General features: G+C 67.5%; 11 protein-coding genes. 6 read left to right on the top strand and 5 right to left on the bottom strand.

Features of this window, described 5'->3' with window-relative positions; translation table 11 throughout:
* Nucleotides 1-565 precede the first annotated feature (565 nt).
* Complete coding sequence (locus VG556_RS03695; protein ID WP_014646837.1) at nucleotides 566-1,102, top strand: adenine phosphoribosyltransferase; 537 nt, start codon at nucleotides 566-568, stop codon at nucleotides 1,100-1,102.
* Between the two features lie 174 nt (nucleotides 1,103-1,276).
* On the opposite strand, the gene dbpA is transcribed toward VG556_RS03695, so the two are convergent.
* Together dbpA and VG556_RS03685 are read right to left on the bottom strand one after the other, a co-directional pair.
* The gene (dbpA, locus tag VG556_RS03690) at nucleotides 1,277-2,653 is read right to left on the bottom strand and encodes an ATP-dependent RNA helicase DbpA (protein WP_014646838.1); all 1,377 of its coding nucleotides are present in this window, start codon (nucleotides 2,651-2,653) and stop codon (nucleotides 1,277-1,279) included.
* A gap of 214 nt (nucleotides 2,654-2,867) precedes the next feature.
* A complete protein-coding gene (locus tag VG556_RS03685) occupies nucleotides 2,868-3,947 on the bottom strand; it encodes a YeiH family protein (protein WP_032960449.1) in 1,080 nt (359 codons plus the stop codon).
* Nucleotides 3,948-4,048: 101 nt separating this feature from the next.
* On the opposite strand from VG556_RS03685, the gene VG556_RS03680 reads away from it, so the two are divergent.
* Both VG556_RS03680 and VG556_RS03675 read left to right on the top strand, forming a co-directional pair.
* Nucleotides 4,049-4,924 (top strand): LysR substrate-binding domain-containing protein, encoded by an 876-nt coding sequence (locus tag VG556_RS03680; RefSeq protein WP_014646840.1) that lies wholly within the window; start codon nucleotides 4,049-4,051, stop codon nucleotides 4,922-4,924.
* Nucleotides 4,925-5,280: 356 nt separating this feature from the next.
* Nucleotides 5,281-7,164, top strand: coding sequence for an ATP-binding cassette domain-containing protein (locus VG556_RS03675; protein WP_100449891.1), 1,884 nt, complete (start codon nucleotides 5,281-5,283; stop codon nucleotides 7,162-7,164).
* Nucleotides 7,165-7,318: 154 nt separating this feature from the next.
* Here VG556_RS03675 and VG556_RS03670 read toward each other — a convergent pair whose 3' ends face one another.
* Together VG556_RS03670 and VG556_RS03665 are read right to left on the bottom strand one after the other, a co-directional pair.
* Nucleotides 7,319-7,780: a c-type cytochrome gene (locus tag VG556_RS03670; RefSeq protein WP_005416218.1), complete on the bottom strand. Its 462-nt coding sequence runs from the start codon at nucleotides 7,778-7,780 to the stop codon at nucleotides 7,319-7,321.
* Between the two features lie 9 nt (nucleotides 7,781-7,789).
* Nucleotides 7,790-8,179: a c-type cytochrome gene (locus tag VG556_RS03665; protein ID WP_014646842.1), complete on the bottom strand. Its 390-nt coding sequence runs from the start codon at nucleotides 8,177-8,179 to the stop codon at nucleotides 7,790-7,792.
* A 205-nt stretch (nucleotides 8,180-8,384) separates the two neighbouring features.
* Between VG556_RS03665 and VG556_RS03660 the strand changes: the two genes are divergently transcribed.
* The 3 genes from VG556_RS03660 to VG556_RS03650 are packed head-to-tail and all read left to right on the top strand — an operon-like array spanning nucleotide 8,385 to nucleotide 16,131.
* Nucleotides 8,385-9,530: an efflux RND transporter periplasmic adaptor subunit gene (locus VG556_RS03660; RefSeq protein ID WP_014036886.1), complete on the top strand. Its 1,146-nt coding sequence runs from the start codon at nucleotides 8,385-8,387 to the stop codon at nucleotides 9,528-9,530.
* Nucleotides 9,527-13,048, top strand: coding sequence for an efflux RND transporter permease subunit (locus VG556_RS03655; protein ID WP_069117150.1), 3,522 nt, complete (start codon nucleotides 9,527-9,529; stop codon nucleotides 13,046-13,048). Before VG556_RS03660 ends, VG556_RS03655 begins: the two co-directional genes overlap by 4 nt.
* Nucleotides 13,045-16,131 carry an efflux RND transporter permease subunit gene (locus VG556_RS03650; RefSeq protein ID WP_100449892.1) on the top strand — a complete coding sequence of 1,029 codons (3,087 nt, stop codon included), beginning with the start codon at nucleotides 13,045-13,047 and terminating at the stop codon, nucleotides 16,129-16,131. The genes VG556_RS03655 and VG556_RS03650 overlap by 4 nt, the downstream gene beginning before the upstream one ends.
* 135 nt (nucleotides 16,132-16,266) lie before the next feature.
* Here the strand turns inward: VG556_RS03650 and VG556_RS03645 are convergent, their stop codons facing one another.
* Complete coding sequence (locus VG556_RS03645) at nucleotides 16,267-17,487, bottom strand: TraB/GumN family protein (protein ID WP_014646845.1); 1,221 nt, start codon at nucleotides 17,485-17,487, stop codon at nucleotides 16,267-16,269.
* Nucleotides 17,488-17,491: the final 4 nt, after the last annotated feature.

The following is a 17,491-nucleotide window of genomic DNA, read 5'->3' as shown; positions in this document are numbered from 1 at the left end:
AGCCGCTTGCTCGTGTGCGCTTTCCTGCGCACACGGCAAGACCGGGGTTGGGCGTCCTGCCCAACCCGCCCGAGGCATGCCTCGGGCCCATGCGGCTGACACCCCGCACTCCGACACCGCCCCACCTCCGACAGATTCCCGCGGCTGTGGGTAGGTGTCGACCTTGGTCGACACATCTGTCAGATATCGAATGAAATTCCGGGGTCAGATCCGTTTTCCTTCGTAAAACGGATCTGACCCCATGAGCAATTCCGACAGGTCGCAGGAATCTGTCGAAGGCGGGGTGGGTCCGGTTGCGGGGGCGTGAACGCCATGGATGGCGCGACCGAGCCTACGCGGACGTATCTACGGCGTCCCCCGCAACCGGGCCCGCCCCGCCATCCCTCGGGATGCAGGCAGTTGCAGTTGCAGTTGCAGTTGCAGTTGCAGTTGCTGTTGAGGTTGAGGTTGCCGGCCAGCGGCCGGCACTACCGCAGATGCCGGGCGCAGCCCGGCCGGACACCACCAGCAGGCAGGCGGCGCCCGGAACAGGTACCCTATGCCGCCATCAGATAGCCAATGTGACATGACCGACGCCATCGTCGCTCCGCAGTGGGCCTCCCGCCTGCGCGACATCGCCGACTTCCCCAAGCCCGGCATCCTGTTCAAGGACATCATGCCGCTGCTCGCCCATGGCGAGGATTTCCGCGGCGCGATCACCGCGATGGCCGACCGTTGGCGCGACCAGAAGCTGGACGCAGTGGTCGGCATCGAATCGCGTGGGTTCATCCTCGGTGCCGCGATGGCGCTGGAGCTGGGCGTCGGCTTCGTGCCGGTGCGCAAGCCGGGCAAGCTGCCGGGCCAGGTCCTGCGCGAAGAATACACGCTGGAATACCGCAGCGACTGCATCGAAGTGCATGCCGATGCGCTGCCGGCCGGCGCCCGCGTGGTGATCATCGACGACGTGCTGGCCACTGGCGGCACGCTGGTCGCTGCGCTGTCGCTGGTGCGCCGCCTGGGCGTTGAAGTGGTCGGCGCCGGTGTACTGGTCGAGCTGGACGGCCTCGGTGGCCGTGCGCGCTGGGAAACGGACCTGCCGCTGCACACCGAACTGGTGTTCTGATCGGAGGGCAGGTGCCAACCAAGGTTGGCATCTACCAGAGCGAATGGCCGGGAGCCGGTAGTTGCCAACCTTGGTTGGCAGCACTTTTCGCGACGGGTGCCATGGACGGGCCAACCAAGGTTGGCCGCTACCAGGCCAGATCGTTACCAACCGTGGTTGGCAACGCTGCTTCAATCACATCATCCGCACGCGGAAACGACGGCCCTTGATCTTGCCGGCTTCCAGCTTGGCCACGGCCTTGTTGGCCTGCTCACGCGCGATCGCCACATAGGAGCGGGTCGGGAAGATCGCGATCTTGCCGATGAACTTGCTCGACAGGCCGGCATCACCGGTCAGCGCACCGAGGATGTCGCCCGGGCGCAGCTTGTCGGTCTTGCCACCGTCGATGCGCAGCGTGCGCATCGCGGCCTGCGGCAGTTCGGCCGGGCGCGAGGTTGCCAGCGGCGTCTTCTGCCAGTCCAGCGGCTGCCCCATCTGCGCTTCGATGGCGTCGGCGCGGGTCTTCTCGCGGCCGGCCACCAGGCTGATCGCCAGGCCGCTGGCACCGGCGCGCCCGGTACGGCCCACGCGGTGCTGGTAGCTCTCCACGTCGGTCGGCAGTTCGTAGTTGATCACCGCCGCCAGCTCTTCCACGTCCAGGCCACGTGCGGCCACGTCGCTGGCCACCAGCACGTTGCAGCTGCGGTTGGCCAGCAGCAGCAGCACTTCCTCGCGGTCGCGCTGTTCCATGTCGCCATGCAGGGCCAGTGCGGAGAAGCCGAACTGCTGCAGCGAGTTGGCCACTTCGTCAACATCCTTGCGGGTGTTGCAGAACACGACCGCCGATTCCGGCGTGTACTTCAGCAGCAGGCCGGCCAGCGCCTTCTGGCGATGCGCCGGTTCCACCTCGCAGAACAGGTGGCGGATGGCCGGTGCCTGGTCGGCGCCTTCCACGGTCACTTCCACCGCGTCGCGCAGCAGGTCACGCGCCATGGCGCGGATGCTGTCGGGGAAGGTGGCGGAGAACAGCAGGCTCTGACGGTCCCTATGGGTGCGGCCGGCGATCTCGCGGATCGGCTCCTCGAAGCCCATGTCGAGCATGCGGTCGGCCTCGTCCAGCACCAGCGTGCGCACCGCGCCCAGGTTCAGCGCGCGCTTGCGTGCCAGCTCCTGCACGCGGCCGGGCGTGCCGACCACCACATGCGGATCGTGGCCTTCAAGCGAGGCCAGCTGCGGGCCCAGCGGCACGCCGCCCACCAGCAGCAACAGCTTCAGGTTGGGGATGCCGGTGGCCAGCTTGCGGATCTGCTTGCCGACCTGGTCGGCCAGTTCGCGGGTCGGGCACAGCACCAGCGCCTGCACGCGGATCAGGCTGGGGTCGATGGCCTGCAGCAGGCCCAGGCCGAAGGCGGCGGTCTTGCCGCTGCCGGTGGGTGCCTGTGCGATCACATCACGGCCATCGAGGATGGCCGGCAGGCTCTGCGCCTGCACGGGGGTGAGGGTGGTGTAGCCGAGGGCATCCAGGCCGGGCTGCAGGGCCGGGCTCAGCGGCAGGGTCGAGAAGTCAGTCATGGCGCATTGTACCTGCCTGCGCGGCCGGTCCCGCCTGATCGGATGGGGTCGGAGCCCTTTCCGCAGGAAAGGGCTCCGACCCCATCGGAGTCGTCATCCACGCAGGGCGTGAATACACCGGGGGGCATCCACGCATGGCGTGAATACACCGGGGGGCATCCACGCATGGCGTGGATCTACGGGTGGATGCCGACCTGGGTCGGCACGCTCCTGCTCAGCCAAGCACCGCCAGTACACCCTGATGGATCGCCAGGCCACCGAACAGCAGCCAGGCGAACAGGATCAGCGCCAGCAGCAGCGGCTTCAGCCCGGCCTGGCGCAGCGCCGAGACGTGGGTGGTCAGGCCCAGCGCGGCCATCGCCATCGCCAGCAGCACGGTATCCAGCTGCACCAGCCCCGCCTGCAGGCCCGCCGGCAGCAGATGCAGCGAGTTGAACCCGGCCACCGCCACGAAACCAAAAGCGAACCACGGCACCACGATGCGCGCCTTGCTGCCGTCGGCGCTGGCCTTGCCGCCACGCGCCAGCCACAGCGACAGCGCGACCAGGAACGGCGCCAGCAGCATCACCCGCACCATCTTGGTGATCACCGCCGTGTCGGCCGCTGCTTCGTTGACCGCGCGGCCTGCCGCCACCACCTGTGCCACTTCATGCACCGTCGCACCGGTGAACAGGCCGTACTGCCGCGCGTCCATTGCCAGCCAGCCGTGCGACTGCACCAGTGCATACAACGCCGGGTACAGGAACATCGCCAGCGTGCCGAACACCACCACCGTAGAGACCGCGACGGTGACCTGCGCAGCGCGGCCGCGCACCACCGGCTCGGCGGCCATCACCGCCGCCGCGCCGCAGATCGCGCTGCCGGCGCCGATCAGCATCGCCGCTTCGCGCTCCATCTTGAACACGCGCATGCCCAGCCAGCAGGCCAGCCCGAAGGTGCTGGCGACCACCAGCACGTCCATCAGCACGCCGGCCACGCCGACGTGGCCGATGTCCTGGAAGGTCAGGCGCAGGCCGTACAGCACGATGCCGGCGCGCAACAGCCAGTGCTTGGAGAAGCCGACACCGGCCGCGCTGCTCGGCGCCAGCCGCGGGTAAAGGGTGTTGCCGACCACGATGCCGGCGACGATGGCCACGGTCAGCGCGCTCAGGCCATGCGCCTGGAGCCAGGGAAGCTGGGCCAGGTACAGCGACGCCGCCGCGATCAGGCCCACCAGCAGCAGGCCGGGCAGGCGAGGCTGCCAGCGTTGGCGCAGGGCGGGCAGGGACCAGGAGGAGAGAGCGGTGGCGTTCATGGCGCGACAGGACTGGAGTGATGGGCCAAGCGTGCGCCTGTGTCACTGACCTGTAAAACGAATAATATGGGTGAAACCTACCTATAAAGCGGGTACATTCCGTGCGCCTGACCTTGCGCCAGCTGCAGGTGTTCGTCGCCATCGCCGACCATGGCACCACCACTGCCGCCGGCCAGGCCGTCGCGCTCTCGCAGTCGGCCAGCAGCGCCGCCCTGCAGGAGCTGGAGGCGCACTTCGGCACCCCGCTGTTCGACCGCATCGGCCGCCGCCTGGCGCTGAACGGGCACGGCCGCGCGCTGCTGGAGCCGGCGCGCACCTTGCTGGTCAACGCCGCCGATCTGGAGCGGCAGCTGGCCGCCGGCGGCGACCCGTCGCAGGGCGCACCGCTGCGGCTGGTGCTGGCCGCCAGTACCACCATCGGCAACTACCTGCTGCCGCCACGCATCGCCGAACTGCTGCGGCAGGCGCCGCAGGCCGAGGTCGATCTGCGCATCGACAACAGTGCCGGCGTGGTCGCCGCGGTACAGCGCCTGGACGTCGACGCCGGCCTGATCGAAGGCCCGTGCCATGAGCGTGGCCTGCAGGTGACCGCCTGGCAGCAGGACCCACTGGTGATCGTGGCTGCCGCCGATGCCCGCGCACGCTGGTCGCTGGATGAACTGCGCCGCGCACGCTGGCTGCTGCGTGAGCCTGGCTCCGGCACCCGCGAAGCCGTGGAACAGGCCCTGCTGCCGCACCTGCGTGGCTTCGCGCAGACCCTGCAGCTGGGCAATACCGAAGCGATCAAGCAGGCCGCCATCGCCGGCCTCGGCCTGGCCTGCCTGTCGCGCCACGCGCTGGAAGAGCCGCTGGCCCTGGGCCGCCTGCGCGTGCTCGAGACTCCGCTGCCGGCCCTGCAGCGCACCCTGTGGCTGGTGCGCCACCCCGGCAAGCAATGGCTGCCGGGGTTGCAGGCGTTGCTGGGGGAGGTGGGGTAGCCATCAGATTTCCAGTCGACTCCATCCATCGACCCTTCTTGTAGCGCTCATCCACGCATGGCGTGGATCTACCGTGTCGACCAAGGTCGACACCCACCAGAGCAGAATGTAGTTCCGACAGATTGCAGGAATCTGTCGAAGGTGGGATGGGTCCGGTTGCGGGGGTGTCCGCGGCATGGATGCCGCGGCCAAGCCCCCAGGGACGGGTTTACGGCGTCCCCCGCGACCGGACCCATCCCGCCATCCCACAGGAAACCAGCTTTTGACGTTGCCGTTGAGGTTGCCGGCCAGCGGCCGGCACTACCGCGGGTGCCGGGTGCAACCCGGCCGACGCCCCCAACCCGTACAATATCCGGATGCCTCTGATTACTCTGCAGAACGTCGACTTCAGCGTCGGCGGCCCGTTGTTGCTGGAAAAGGCCGAACTGTCGATCGAGCCGGGCGAACGCATCGCCCTGATCGGCCGCAACGGCGCCGGCAAATCCACCCTGCTCAAGCTGCTGTCCGGCGACCACAAGCCCGATGACGGCGAAGTCCGCGTGCAGCAGGGCGTGCGCGTCACCCGCCTGGAGCAGGAAGTGCCACACGGCGCCGCCGGCTCGGTGTTCGACGTCGTTGCCGATGGTCTCGGTGAACTGGGCCAGTGGCTGGCCGAGTTCCACCATCTCAGCCATGCCGAGGTCTTCGATGGCGAAGCGCTCGGCAACGTGCAGGCCAAGATCGACGCCGCCAACGGCTGGGGCCTGGACCAGCGCGTCAGCGAAACGCTGACCAAGCTCGACCTCGACGGCGATGCCGAATTCGGCCGCCTGTCCGGCGGCATGAAGCGCCGCGTGCTGCTGGCCCGTGCACTGGTCTCCAGCCCGGACGTGCTGCTGCTGGACGAACCGACCAACCACCTGGACATCGAAGCCATCGACTGGCTCGAAGCGTTCCTGAAGGGCTGGAGCGGCAGCGTGGTGTTCGTCACCCATGACCGCCGCTTCCTGCGTGCGCTGGCCACCCGCATCGTCGAGATCGATCGCGGCCAGGTCACCAGCTGGCCGGGCGACTGGGCCAACTACGAGCGCCGCCGCGAGGAACGCCTCAATGCGCAGGCGCAGGAAAATGCCCGCTTCGACAAGCTGCTGGCGCAGGAAGAAGTCTGGATCCGCCAAGGCATCAAGGCCCGTCGTACCCGCGACGAGGGCCGCGTGCGCCGCCTCAAGGCGATGCGCACCGAACGCTCGCAGCGCCGCGACCTCAGCGGTAACGTCAAGATGGAAGCCGCGCAGGGCGTCAGCTCCGGCAAGAAGGTCATCGACGTCAAGGACATTTCGTTCGCCTTCGGCGAGCGCACCATGGTCCGCGATTTCACCACCACCATCCTGCGTGGCGACCGCATCGGCCTGATCGGCCCCAACGGCAGCGGCAAGACCACGCTGCTGAAGCTGCTGCTGGGTGAACTGCAGCCGGCCAAGGGAGAGGTCAATGCGGGCACCAACCTGCAGATCGCCTATTTCGACCAGTACCGCGCGGTGCTGCGCGAAGACTGGAGCGCGATCGAGAACGTGGCCGAAGGCCGCGATTTCCTCGAGTTCAACGGCAAGCGCAAGCACGTGCATGCCTACCTGCAGGACTTCATGTTCACCCCCGAGCGCGCGCGTGCGCCGATCACCCGCCTGTCCGGTGGCGAGCGCAACCGCCTGCTGCTGGCCAAGCTGTTCGCGCAGCCGTCCAACCTGCTGGTGATGGACGAACCGACCAACGACCTCGACGTGGAAACCCTGGAGCTGCTGGAAGAGCTGCTGGGCGAGTACACCGGTACGCTGCTGCTGGTCAGCCACGACCGTGACTTCATCGACAACGTGGTGACCTCCACGCTGGTGATGGAAGGCGACGGCGTGATCGGCGAGTACGTCGGTGGCTACAGCGACTGGCAGCGCTATGCGGCCAGCGTGGCTGCGCCTGCCGCGGCCCCGGCTGCCAAGCCGGCGACTGTTGCACCGGCCGCTGCTGCGGCCGCGACTCCCGCAGCCCCCAAGCGCAAGCTGGCGTACAAGGAAGCGCGCGAGCTGGAGCAGCTGCCAAAGACCATCGAGAAGCTGGAAGGCGATGTCGAAGGGCTGACCTCGGCGATGAACGACCCATCGTTCTACACCCGCAGCAGTGCTGAAGTGACGGCGCACACCCAGCAGCTGGCCAAGGTGCAGGCCGAACTGGATGCCGCTTACGCGCGCTGGGAAGAGCTGGAAGGCTGAGCGTTGACCGGCGCCAGCGATCGCACCGATTGATGTAGAGCCGAGCCCACGCTCGGCTCAGCAGATCCACGCCATGCGTGGATATCCGGAACCTGTGCGGACCAACGGTCCGCACCCACCAACCGACGGTCCGCACCGACCGGGGGGCCGGCCGTCATTTGACCCCGTGCAGATCCCGCAGCTGGCTCGGCCGGCTGCCGAAGTACGCCGCCAGATCGGCGATGTCCTGATCACTCAGGTCCTTCGCCTGCGGCGTCATCAGCGCATGCTGGCGGTCACCGGCGCGGTAGGCCTGCAGCGCGTGCGCCAGGTAGTCACCGTACTGCCCACCCAGCTTCGGATAGGTCGGATCGATCGGCGCATTGCCGTCGGCCCCATGGCAGTCGATGCAGCTCTGGTTGGTGGCTTTGCCCTTCACCTTGGCGCGGGCTTCACCGGCGGCCTCGCGACCTGCCGGCAGGCCGGCGGAGGACGATGAACCGTGCTCGCCGCTGGCATGGCCCGGGTCGGCGGCCGATTTTTCGCTGTTTTCCACCTGCGACTGTGAGCAGGCGGCCAGCAGCAGGGCAACGGACAGGGCGATGGCGTGACGCATCGGATGCGCGGCTTTCGACATGGGCGGGCCTTACTTGACGGTGGACAGGTAAACAGAGAGATCGGCGATCTCCTGTTCGCTGAAACTCATCGACTGCGCCTGCATCGTCGGATGCCGGCGCTTGCCCTGGCGGTACTCGGTCAGGGCCTGGGCCAGGTACTGCTGGGTCTGGCCGCCGATCTTCGGCACCCGGTAACTGGGGTAGGCGTTCTTGTAGCCGGTGATCCCGTGGCAGCCCTGGCAGGTGTAGGCCAGGACGCGGCCATTGTCGAAGTTGCCGGTGGGTGCGGCGGGCGCTGGCGCAACGGCGGGAGCCGGGGCCGGGGCGGGTGTGGCAGGAGCAGGAGCGGGCTGTGCGGCGGCCCCAAGGGGCAGGAGGACGGCCAGAGCGAGACAAGCGGCGAGCGGCTGCGGGCGCATGGTGTCGTTTCCGGGGATTCGGGTCTGGTCGTTCCGGCGTGGGGTACGGAACGACCCGAGTATAGCCTCAGGTTTCATCTAGCTGAAATGGGGTCGGGCCGACCGGCGGCGTGAAGGCACCATGACCTTTGGGATATGGTGTTGCCGTGAAGTGGTGCATTACTTTGCTACCACACCTGTCCACGCATCCTTCAGGGACCCGACGATGTCGCACCCAACCTTCCTGTCCGGCCGTCGCAGCGGAATCTGCGCTGCCGCACTGCTGATCTCCACCTCCCTGCTGCTGGGCGGTTGCGCCGCAGGGCCCAATTCCGAAGCCAAGGCTGCCGAGACCAAGGAGGAGAAGAAGGTCGACGCAGTCCCGGTCGAAGTGGCGGTGGCCAGCCATCGTGCCGTCGCGGCCAGCTACACCGGCACGGCCGCGCTGGAACCACGCGCCGAGTCGCAGGTGGTCGCCAAGACCTCCGGCGTGGCGCTGGCGGTGCTGGTCGAGGAAGGGCAGCGGGTCACCGCCGGCCAACCGCTGGTGCGGCTGGACCCGGATCGTGCACGGCTGGCCGTTGCGCAGAGCGAAGCACAGATGCGCAAGCTGGAAAACAATTACCAGCGCGCACAGAAGCTGGTCGGCCAGCAGATGGTCAGCGCCGCCGATGTCGACCAGCTGCGCTACGACCTGGAAAACGTCCGTGCGCAGTACCGGCTGGCCACGCTGGAGCTGTCCTACACCACGGTGGTGGCGCCGATCTCCGGCGTGATCGCATCGCGCTCGATCAAGACCGGCAACTTCGTGCAGATCAACACGCCGATCTTCCGCATCGTCGACAACTCGCGGCTGGAAGCCACCCTCAACGTGCCCGAGCGTGAACTGGCCACCCTGCGCGCCGGCCAGCCGGTGACGCTGGCGGCCGACGCGTTGCCGGGGCAGAGCTTCACCGGCACCGTTGATCGCATCGCGCCGGTGGTGGATTCGGGCAGCGGCACGTTTCGCGTGGTCAGCGCCTTCGACGGCGCCGCACACGCGCTGCAGCCCGGCATGTTCGGTCGCATCCGCATCGACTACGACCAGCGTGCCGATGCGCTGGTCGTACCGCGCCTGGCGTTGCTCGACGACGGTGAGCCGGCGGTGTTCCGCGTGCGCGAAGGCAAGGTCGCACGCGTTCCGGTCAAGCTGGGTTACGCCGAGGGCCCGTGGGTGGAGATCCGTGATGGCCTGGCGGCCGGTGATCAGGTGGTCACCGCCGGCAAGGTCGCCCTGCGCGACGGCACAACGGTGCAGGTGATTGCCGATCCGAAGGCGAAGACGGTCGCTGCGGCCGCCAAGCCCGCAGACAAGGCCGGGAGCAAGCAATGACCGCCCCGGGCCACGACCACGGTGCCTCGCCGGCGAGCGACGGCGCCGCCGCCGGCATGCGCGGCGGCCTGGTGGAGTTTGCCACCCGCCGCCGCGTGACCATCGCCATGTGCACGGTCACGCTGCTGCTGTTCGGCCTGATCGCGCTGGGCAATCTCAAGGTCAACCTGCTGCCCGACCTGAGCTACCCGACGCTGACCGTGCGCACCGAATACACCGGTGCAGCGCCGACTGAAATCGAAACCCTGATCACCCAGCCGGTCGAAGAAGCGGTCGGCGTGGTCAAGAACCTGCGCAAGCTGAAGTCGGTCTCGCGCACCGGCCAGAGCGACGTGGTGCTGGAATTCGCCTGGGGCACCAACATGGACCAGGCCAGCCTGGAGGTGCGCGACAAGATGGAAGCGCTGAACCTGCCGCTGGAGGCCAAGGCCCCGGTGCTGCTGCGCTTCAATCCGTCAACCGAGCCGATCATGCGCCTGGTGCTGTCGAACAAGACGGCGCCGACCAGCGATGCCGATGCGGTGCGCGAGCTGACCGGCCTGCGCCGCTATGCCGATGAAGACCTCAAGAAGAAGCTGGAGCCGGTCACCGGTGTGGCGGCAGTGAAGGTGGGCGGCGGCCTGGAGGACGAGATCCAGGTCGACATCGACCAGCAGAAGCTTGCCCAGCTGAACCTGCCGATCGACACCGTCATCAAGCGCCTGAAGGACGAGAACATCAACATTTCCGGCGGCCGCCTGGAGGAGGGCTCGCAGCGCTTCCTGGTGCGTACCGTCAACCAGTTCGCCGACCTGGAGGAGATCCGCAACCTGCTGGTGACCACCCAGGCCGCCAATGGCAGCGCCGCGGACTCGGCGCTGCAGCAGATGTTCAACATCGCCGCGTCGACCGGTTCGGCGGCCGCCATCGCGGCGGCGTCGGCGGCACAGAGCGCGTCGTCCGGTGGTGGCTCCAGCGTGGTTGCCAACGGCGTGCCGGTGCGCCTGAAGGACGTGGCCACCGTGCGCCAGGGCTACAAGGAGCGCGAAGCGATCATCCGCCTGGGCGGCAAGGAATCGGTCGAGCTGGCCATCTACAAGGAAGGCGACGCCAACACCGTGTCCACCGCTGAAGCGCTGCGCAAGCGCCTGGAGCAGATCAAGGGCACGTTCCCGTCCGATGTCGAGCTGACCACCATCGAGGACCAGTCGCGCTTCATCGAGCACGCCATCGCCGACGTCAAGAAGGATGCCGTGATCGGCGGCCTGCTGGCGATCCTGATCATCTTCCTGTTCCTGCGCGATGGCTGGAGTACGTTCGTGATCAGCCTGTCGTTGCCGGTCTCGATCATCGCCACGTTCTTCTTCATGGGCCAGCTCGGCCTGAGCTTGAACGTGATGTCGCTGGGTGGCCTGGCATTGGCCACCGGCCTGGTGGTGGATGACTCGATCGTGGTGCTGGAGAGCATCGCCAAGGCCCGTGAGCGTGGCCTGGGCATCCTGCAGGCGGCGATTGCCGGCACCCGTGAAGTGAGCATGGCCGTGGTCGCCTCGACCCTGACCACCATCGCGGTGTTCCTGCCGCTGGTGTTCGTCGATGGCATCGCCGGGCAGCTGTTCCGCGACCAGGCGCTGACCGTGGCGATCGCCATCGCGATCTCGCTGCTGGTGTCGATGACCCTGATCCCGATGCTGAGCTCGCTGAAGGGGCGGCCGCCGCTGGCGTTCCCGGAAGAGGCGCCGAACGCAGCATGGCAGCCGCAGAAGCGTTGGCAGAAGCCGGTTGCACTGGGCCGCCGTGGCGTGCTCGCCAGCGTGCGCTGGAGCTTCTACGCGCTGGCCTGGCTCGTGGTGCGCCTGTGGCGCGGCGTGGTCGCGGTGGTCGGCCCGGTCATGCGCAAGGCCAGCGACCTGGCGATGAAGCCCTATGCAGGCGCCGAGCGAGGCTACCTGCGCCTGCTGCCGAGTGCGCTGGCGCATCCCGGCAAGGTGCTGGGCGTGGCAGCCATCATTTTCGTGGCGACCATGGCGCTGGTGCCGATGCTTGGCGCCGATCTGATCCCGCAGCTGGCGCAGGACCGTTTCGAAATGACGGTGAAGCTGCCGGCCGGCACGCCGCTGAAGCAGACCGATGCGCTGGTGCGCGAGCTGCAGCTGGCGCATGGCAAGGGCGAAGGCGTGGCCTCGCTGTATGGCGTCAGTGGCAGCGGCACCCGGCTGGATGCCAGCCCGACCGAAAGCGGCGAGAACATCGGCAAGCTGACCGTGGTGATGGAAGGTGGCGGCAATGCGCACACTGAAGCGGCGATCACCGAGCGCCTGCGCGGCACCATGAGCCAGCACCCGGGTGCCCAGGTCGACTTCGCGCGGCCGGCGTTGTTCAGCTTTTCCACGCCGCTGGAAATCGAACTGCGCGGGCAGGACATGGCGACCCTGGAAGTGGCCGGCCAGCGCCTGGCGGCGATGCTGCGCGGCAACGCCCACTACGCCGACGTGAAGTCGACGGTGGAAGAGGGCTTCCCGGAAATCCAGATCCGCTTCGACCAGGAGCGCGCCGGTGCACTGGGCCTGACCACCCGCCAGATCGCCGACGTGGTGGTGAAGAAGGTGCGTGGCGACGTCGCCACCCGCTACAGCTTCCGTGACCGCAAGATCGACGTGCTGGTGCGCGCCCAGGAAGGTGACCGCGCCAGCGTGGAGAGCATCCGCCGGCTGATCGTCAATCCGGGCAGCACCCGCCCGGTGACCCTGGACGCGGTGGCCGACGTGGTCGCCACCACCGGCCCCAGCGAGATCCATCGTGCCGATCAGACCCGGGTCGCGGTGGTATCGGCCAACCTGCGCGACATCGACCTCGGCGCCGCCATGCGCGAAGTGCAGCAGATGGTGGCCGAGCAGCCGCTGGGCGCGGGTGTCGGCCTGCACATCGGCGGCCAGGGCGAGGAACTGGCGCAGGCGGCGAAGTCGCTGATCTTCGCCTTCGGCCTGGCGATCTTCCTGGTCTACCTGGTGATGGCCTCGCAGTTCGAATCCCTGCTGCACCCGTTCGTGATCCTGTTCACCATCCCGCTGGCGCTGGTCGGCGCGATCCTGGCGCTGATGCTGACCGGAAAGCCCATCTCGGTGGTGGTGTTCATCGGCCTGATCCTGCTGGTCGGCCTGGTCACCAAGAACGCGATCATCCTGATCGACAAGGTCAACCAGCTGCGCGAGGCCGGCGTGGCCAAGCATGAGGCGCTGGTGGAGGGTGCGCGCTCGCGCCTGCGGCCGATCATCATGACCACGCTGTGCACGCTGTTCGGCTTCCTGCCGCTGGCGGTGGCGATGGGCGAGGGCGCCGAAGTGCGTGCACCGATGGCGATCACCGTGATCGGTGGCCTGCTGGTGTCGACGCTGCTGACGCTGCTGGTGATCCCGGTGGTGTACGACCTGATGGATCGTCGCGGCGACGCCTACTACCGTGAGCGCGGCCGCAAGCACGCCGGTGAGGGCCTGCATGGCGACGAGGGCGGCACAGCGGGTGTGGAGGAACCGGCATGAGTGTTGCCGAGTTCTCCATCCGCCGTCCGGTCACCACCATCATGTGTTTCGTGTCGTTGGTGGTGATCGGCCTGATCGCTTCGTTCCGACTGCCGTTGGAGGCGCTGCCGGACATCTCCGCGCCGTTCCTGTTCGTGCAGATTCCCTACACCGGCTCGACCCCGGAAGAAGTGGAACGGACCATCATCCGTCCGGTCGAGGAATCGCTGGCGACGATGACCGGCATCAAGCGCATGCGCTCGTCGGCCACCTCCGAGGCGGCGCTGATCTACATCGAGTTCAGCGACTGGGACCGCGACATCGCCATTGCCGCGTCGGACGCGCGCGAGCGTATCGACGCGATCCGCAGCGACCTGCCCGACGACCTGCAGCGCTACAACGTGTTCAAGTGGTCCAGCAGCGACCAGCCCGTGCTGAAGGTGCGGCTGGCCAGCACCACCGACCTGACCACCGCCTATGACATGCTCGATCGTGAGTTCAAACGGCGCATCGAGCGTATTCCCGGTGTGGCCCGCGTTGATATCACCGGTGCGCCGCCGAACGAGGTGGAGATCGCCATCGATCCGAACCGGCTCAACGCGCATGGGTTGAGCATCAACGAGCTGAGCGAGCGCCTGCGCACGCTGAACTTCTCGATCTCGGCCGGGCAGATCGACGACAACGGCCAGCGCGTGCGCGTGCAGCCGGTAGGCGAGATCACCGACCTTCAGGAGATGCGCGACCTGGTGATCAACGCCAAGGGACTGCGCCTGGGTGATATCGCCGATGTCCGCCTGAAGCCGGCGCGGATGAACTACGGGCGCCGCCTGGACGGCAACCCGGCGGTGGGCCTGGACATCTTCAAGGAACGCAGCGCCAACCTGGTGGACGTTTCGCGTGCAGCGCTGGCCGAAGTCGAGGCGATCCGCGCGCAGCCGTCGATGCGCGACGTGCAGATCAAGGTGATCGACAACCAGGGCAAGGCAGTGACGTCCTCGCTGCTGGAGCTGGCCGAGGCCGGCGCGGTCGGCCTGATCCTGTCGGTCACCGTGCTGTTCTTCTTCCTGCGCCATTGGCCGTCGACGCTGATGGTGACGCTGGCTATTCCGATCTGCTTCACCATCACCCTCGGCTTCATGTACTTCGTCGGGGTGACACTCAACATCCTGACCATGATGGGCCTGCTGCTGGCCGTCGGCATGCTGGTCGACAACGCGGTGGTGGTGGTGGAGAGCATCTACCAGGAGCGCGAGCGCATGCCGGGGCAGCCACGGCTGGCCTCGATCATCGGCACCCGCAACGTGGCCATCGCGCTCAGCGCCGGCACGCTGTGCCACTGCATCGTGTTCGTGCCGAACCTGTTCGGCGAGACCAACAACATCAGCATCTTCATGGCGCAGATCGCGATCACCATCTCGGTCTCGCTGCTGGCCTCGTGGCTGGTGGCGGTCAGCCTGATCCCGATGCTGTCCGCGCGCATGGCCACGCCCAAGCTGGTGCACTCGCAGACCGGCCTGATCGCGCGCCTGCAGCGACGCTATGCGCAGCTGCTGGACTGGTCACTGCATCACCGCGGTTGGAGCCTGCTCGGCATCCTGCTCGTGGTGCTGGTCAGCCTGGTGCCGATGAAGCTGACCAAGGTCGACATGTTCGGTGGTGAGGGTGGCAAGGACATCTTCATCGGCTACATGTGGAAGGGCGCCTACACCTACCGCCAGATGTCCGAGGAAGTGGCGCGGGTGGAGAACTGGATCGACCAGAACCGCGAGCGCCTGCACGTGAAGCAGGTGTATTCCTGGTACAGCGAGCAGGAAGGCAGCTCCACGGTGGTCACCCTGGACGAAAAGTACGCCAAGGACATCAAGTCGCTGCAGGAGGAACTGCGCAAGGGCCTGCCGAAGTCGGCCCGCACCGATTACTTCGTCGGCAACCAGGGCGGCGATGGCGGTGGCGGCAGCAACCAGGGCGTGCAGGTGCAGCTGGTGGGCGACTCCAGCTCGATGCTGCAGGAGATCGGCCAGGAAGTGGTGCCGTTGCTGGCGCAGCGTGCCGAGCTGCGTGACGTGCGCATCGACAACGGCGACAAGGGCGGCGAGCTGAAGGTGCGCGTCGACCGCGAGCGTGCCGCAGCGTTCGGCTTCAATGCCGAGCAGGTGGCCAGCTTCGTCGGCCTGGCGCTGCGCGGCGCGCCGATGCGCGAGTTCCGCCGCGGTGACAACGAAGTGCCGGTGTGGGTGCGCTTTGCCGGCGCCGAGCAGAGCAGCCCGGAAGACCTGGCCGGTTTCAGCGTGCGCACCGGCGATGGCCGCAGCGTGCCGCTGCTGAGCCTGGTCACCGTGGACGTTGGTTCGTCGGCCACCCAGATCGGCCGCACCAACCGCCAGACCACGTTGACCATCAAGGCCAACCTGGCCGAGAAGGTCACCGCGCCGGACGGGCGCAAGGCGATCGAAGCCGTGCTCAAGCCGATGAACTTCCCGGCCGGCTATGGCTTCACCTTCGACGGCGGCGACTACGGCAACGACGACGAGGCGATGCAGCAGATGGTGTTCAACCTGCTGATCGCACTGGTGATGATCTACGTGGTGATGGCGGCGGTGTTCGAGTCGCTGCTGTTCCCGGCGGCGATCATGAGCGGAGTGCTGTTCTCGATCTTCGGCGTGTTCTGGCTGTTCTGGATCACCGGCACCTCGTTCGGGATCATGTCCTTCATCGGCATCCTGGTGCTGATGGGCGTGGTGGTGAACAACGGCATCGTGATGATCGAGCACATCAACAACCTGCGGCGCAGCGGCATGGGCCGCACCCAGGCGCTGGTGGAAGGCTCACGCGAACGCCTGCGCCCGATCATGATGACCATGGGCACGGCGATCCTGGCGATGATCCCGATCTCGCTGACCGATACGCAGATGTTCGGCAATGGCCCGGAGTATTCGCCGATGGCGCGCGCGATTGCGGGCGGCCTGGCGTTCTCGACGGTGGTCAGCCTGCTGTTCCTGCCGACGATCTATGCGGTGCTCGATGACCTGCGCAATGCCGTGACGCGGTTGATCCGCCGTGCACGCGGGCTGGAGAGGATGGAGCCGGGCGCTGCCCGGCTGTAATGCGCGCCAACGTGTTGTGGTGTGGGGGAGGCCGGTCGTAGTGGGGCGGTCTCCCCCTTTTTTTCTGCTCGCCGCGTCGCCGCGTCGCCCGAGCATGGGCTCGGGCGCTACAGATTCTGTGGCCGGTTGAGAGGCTTACCCCGCCACCTTGCCCCACACCTTGAAGGTGGTCAGCCACAGGCCGAGCATGCTGCCGATGTTGGTCAGCATGAAGGTCAGCACCACGCGGGTAACGCGATTGCGGTACCAGCCCTTCAGGCTCTGCGCATCGTCGCGCAGCTTCAGGAAGTCCTCGTAGGCCGGCTTGCGCAGGCGCGCTTCCACCAGCGCCGAGAATGCGCCGGTCGGGATGCTCAGGCGGAACGGCTTGAACGGGGCCACCGCGATCGCGGTGAGAATGCTCAGCGGGTGACCGCCTGCCAGCAGGCAGCCCAGGCCCGCCAGGCCGCCGGTATACATTGCCCAGGTCGCCAGCAGCTCGGTGCCCACGCCCAGGCCGCCGCGGTAGAAGCCCACACCGATGCCGGTCGCCACGATCGCCAGGATGCCGAGCGTGAACCACGGGATGTTGCGCTTCTTCGGCACCGCCTCCAGCTCGGCGCGCAGCGGCGCCGGTGCCTCGGTATCGGTTTCCAGGTAGCGCGCCAGCCCGGCCAGGTGACCGGCACCGACCACCGCCAGCACTTCACGCTGCTGCGGGGTGTGCTCCTCGCGCAGGCGCGTGGCCATGTAACGGTCGCGCTCACCGATGATGGTCTCGTACAGCGCCGGGCTCTCGCTGGCGAACTCACCAAAGCTCGATTCCAGCATGTCGCCCTGCTTGAGCTTTTCGATCTCGTTCTCGCCCACTTCCTCGGACGAGAACAGGCCGGCGCCCAGCCCGGCAACCAGCTTCAGCTTGCCGAAGAACCCAAGCCGCTGCGACGCCCGGCGGAAGGTCAGGCCGACCTCGCGGTCGATCAGGTGCACCGGCAGGTCGCGTTCGCGCGCCAGTTCCACCGCGCGTTTCAGTTCCGCGCCCGGCTCGATGTCGAGCTGTTCGGCCAGGCGGCGCTGGTAGGCGGACAGGGCCAGGTTGGCGGCGAACAGGGCGACGCGGCCCTTGCGGATCACCTCGACCAGGTCGAGCTTGGCCAGCGTGTCCGGGTCGCTCAGTGCCTGCAGGCGCTGCGGGTCCAGTTCAACGGCCACGGCGTCGAAGCGACCGCTGTCGATGGCTTTCTCCACCGCCTCGACGCTGGCGCGGGAGACATGGGCGGTGCCCAGCAGGGTGTAGCGCACGCCGTCGCGTTCGACGACGCGTACCGGCTGGCCGGCGAACAGGTCGTCGCCGGTCTCGGGAAGGGTTTCGGTCATGGGT

Origin of the sequence: Stenotrophomonas sp. CASM106, assembly GCF_049384825.1 — a bacterium.
Taxonomy (GTDB): Bacteria; Pseudomonadota; Gammaproteobacteria; order Xanthomonadales; family Xanthomonadaceae; genus Stenotrophomonas; species Stenotrophomonas muris.
The sequence above is the reverse complement of the archived record's forward strand: the minus strand, read 5'-3'. Positions and strand labels throughout refer to the sequence as shown.

Excerpts from the sequence above, each read along its gene's own strand:
- VG556_RS03675 (WP_100449891.1), top strand. The coding sequence starts at position 5,281 with ATGCCTCTGATTACTCTGCAGAACGTCGACTTCAGCGTCGGCGGCCCG.
- VG556_RS03650 (WP_100449892.1), top strand. The coding sequence starts at position 13,045 with ATGAGTGTTGCCGAGTTCTCCATCCGCCGTCCGGTCACCACCATCATG.
- VG556_RS03670 (WP_005416218.1), bottom strand. The coding sequence starts at position 7,780 with ATGTCGAAAGCCGCGCATCCGATGCGTCACGCCATCGCCCTGTCCGTT.
- VG556_RS03665 (WP_014646842.1), bottom strand. The coding sequence starts at position 8,179 with ATGCGCCCGCAGCCGCTCGCCGCTTGTCTCGCTCTGGCCGTCCTCCTG.
- VG556_RS03685 (WP_032960449.1), bottom strand. The coding sequence starts at position 3,947 with ATGAACGCCACCGCTCTCTCCTCCTGGTCCCTGCCCGCCCTGCGCCAA.
- VG556_RS03655 (WP_069117150.1), top strand. The coding sequence starts at position 9,527 with ATGACCGCCCCGGGCCACGACCACGGTGCCTCGCCGGCGAGCGACGGC.
- dbpA (WP_014646838.1), bottom strand. The coding sequence starts at position 2,653 with ATGACTGACTTCTCGACCCTGCCGCTGAGCCCGGCCCTGCAGCCCGGC.
- VG556_RS03695 (WP_014646837.1), top strand. The coding sequence starts at position 566 with ATGACCGACGCCATCGTCGCTCCGCAGTGGGCCTCCCGCCTGCGCGAC.
- VG556_RS03645 (WP_014646845.1), bottom strand. The coding sequence starts at position 17,487 with ATGACCGAAACCCTTCCCGAGACCGGCGACGACCTGTTCGCCGGCCAG.
- VG556_RS03660 (WP_014036886.1), top strand. The coding sequence starts at position 8,385 with ATGTCGCACCCAACCTTCCTGTCCGGCCGTCGCAGCGGAATCTGCGCT.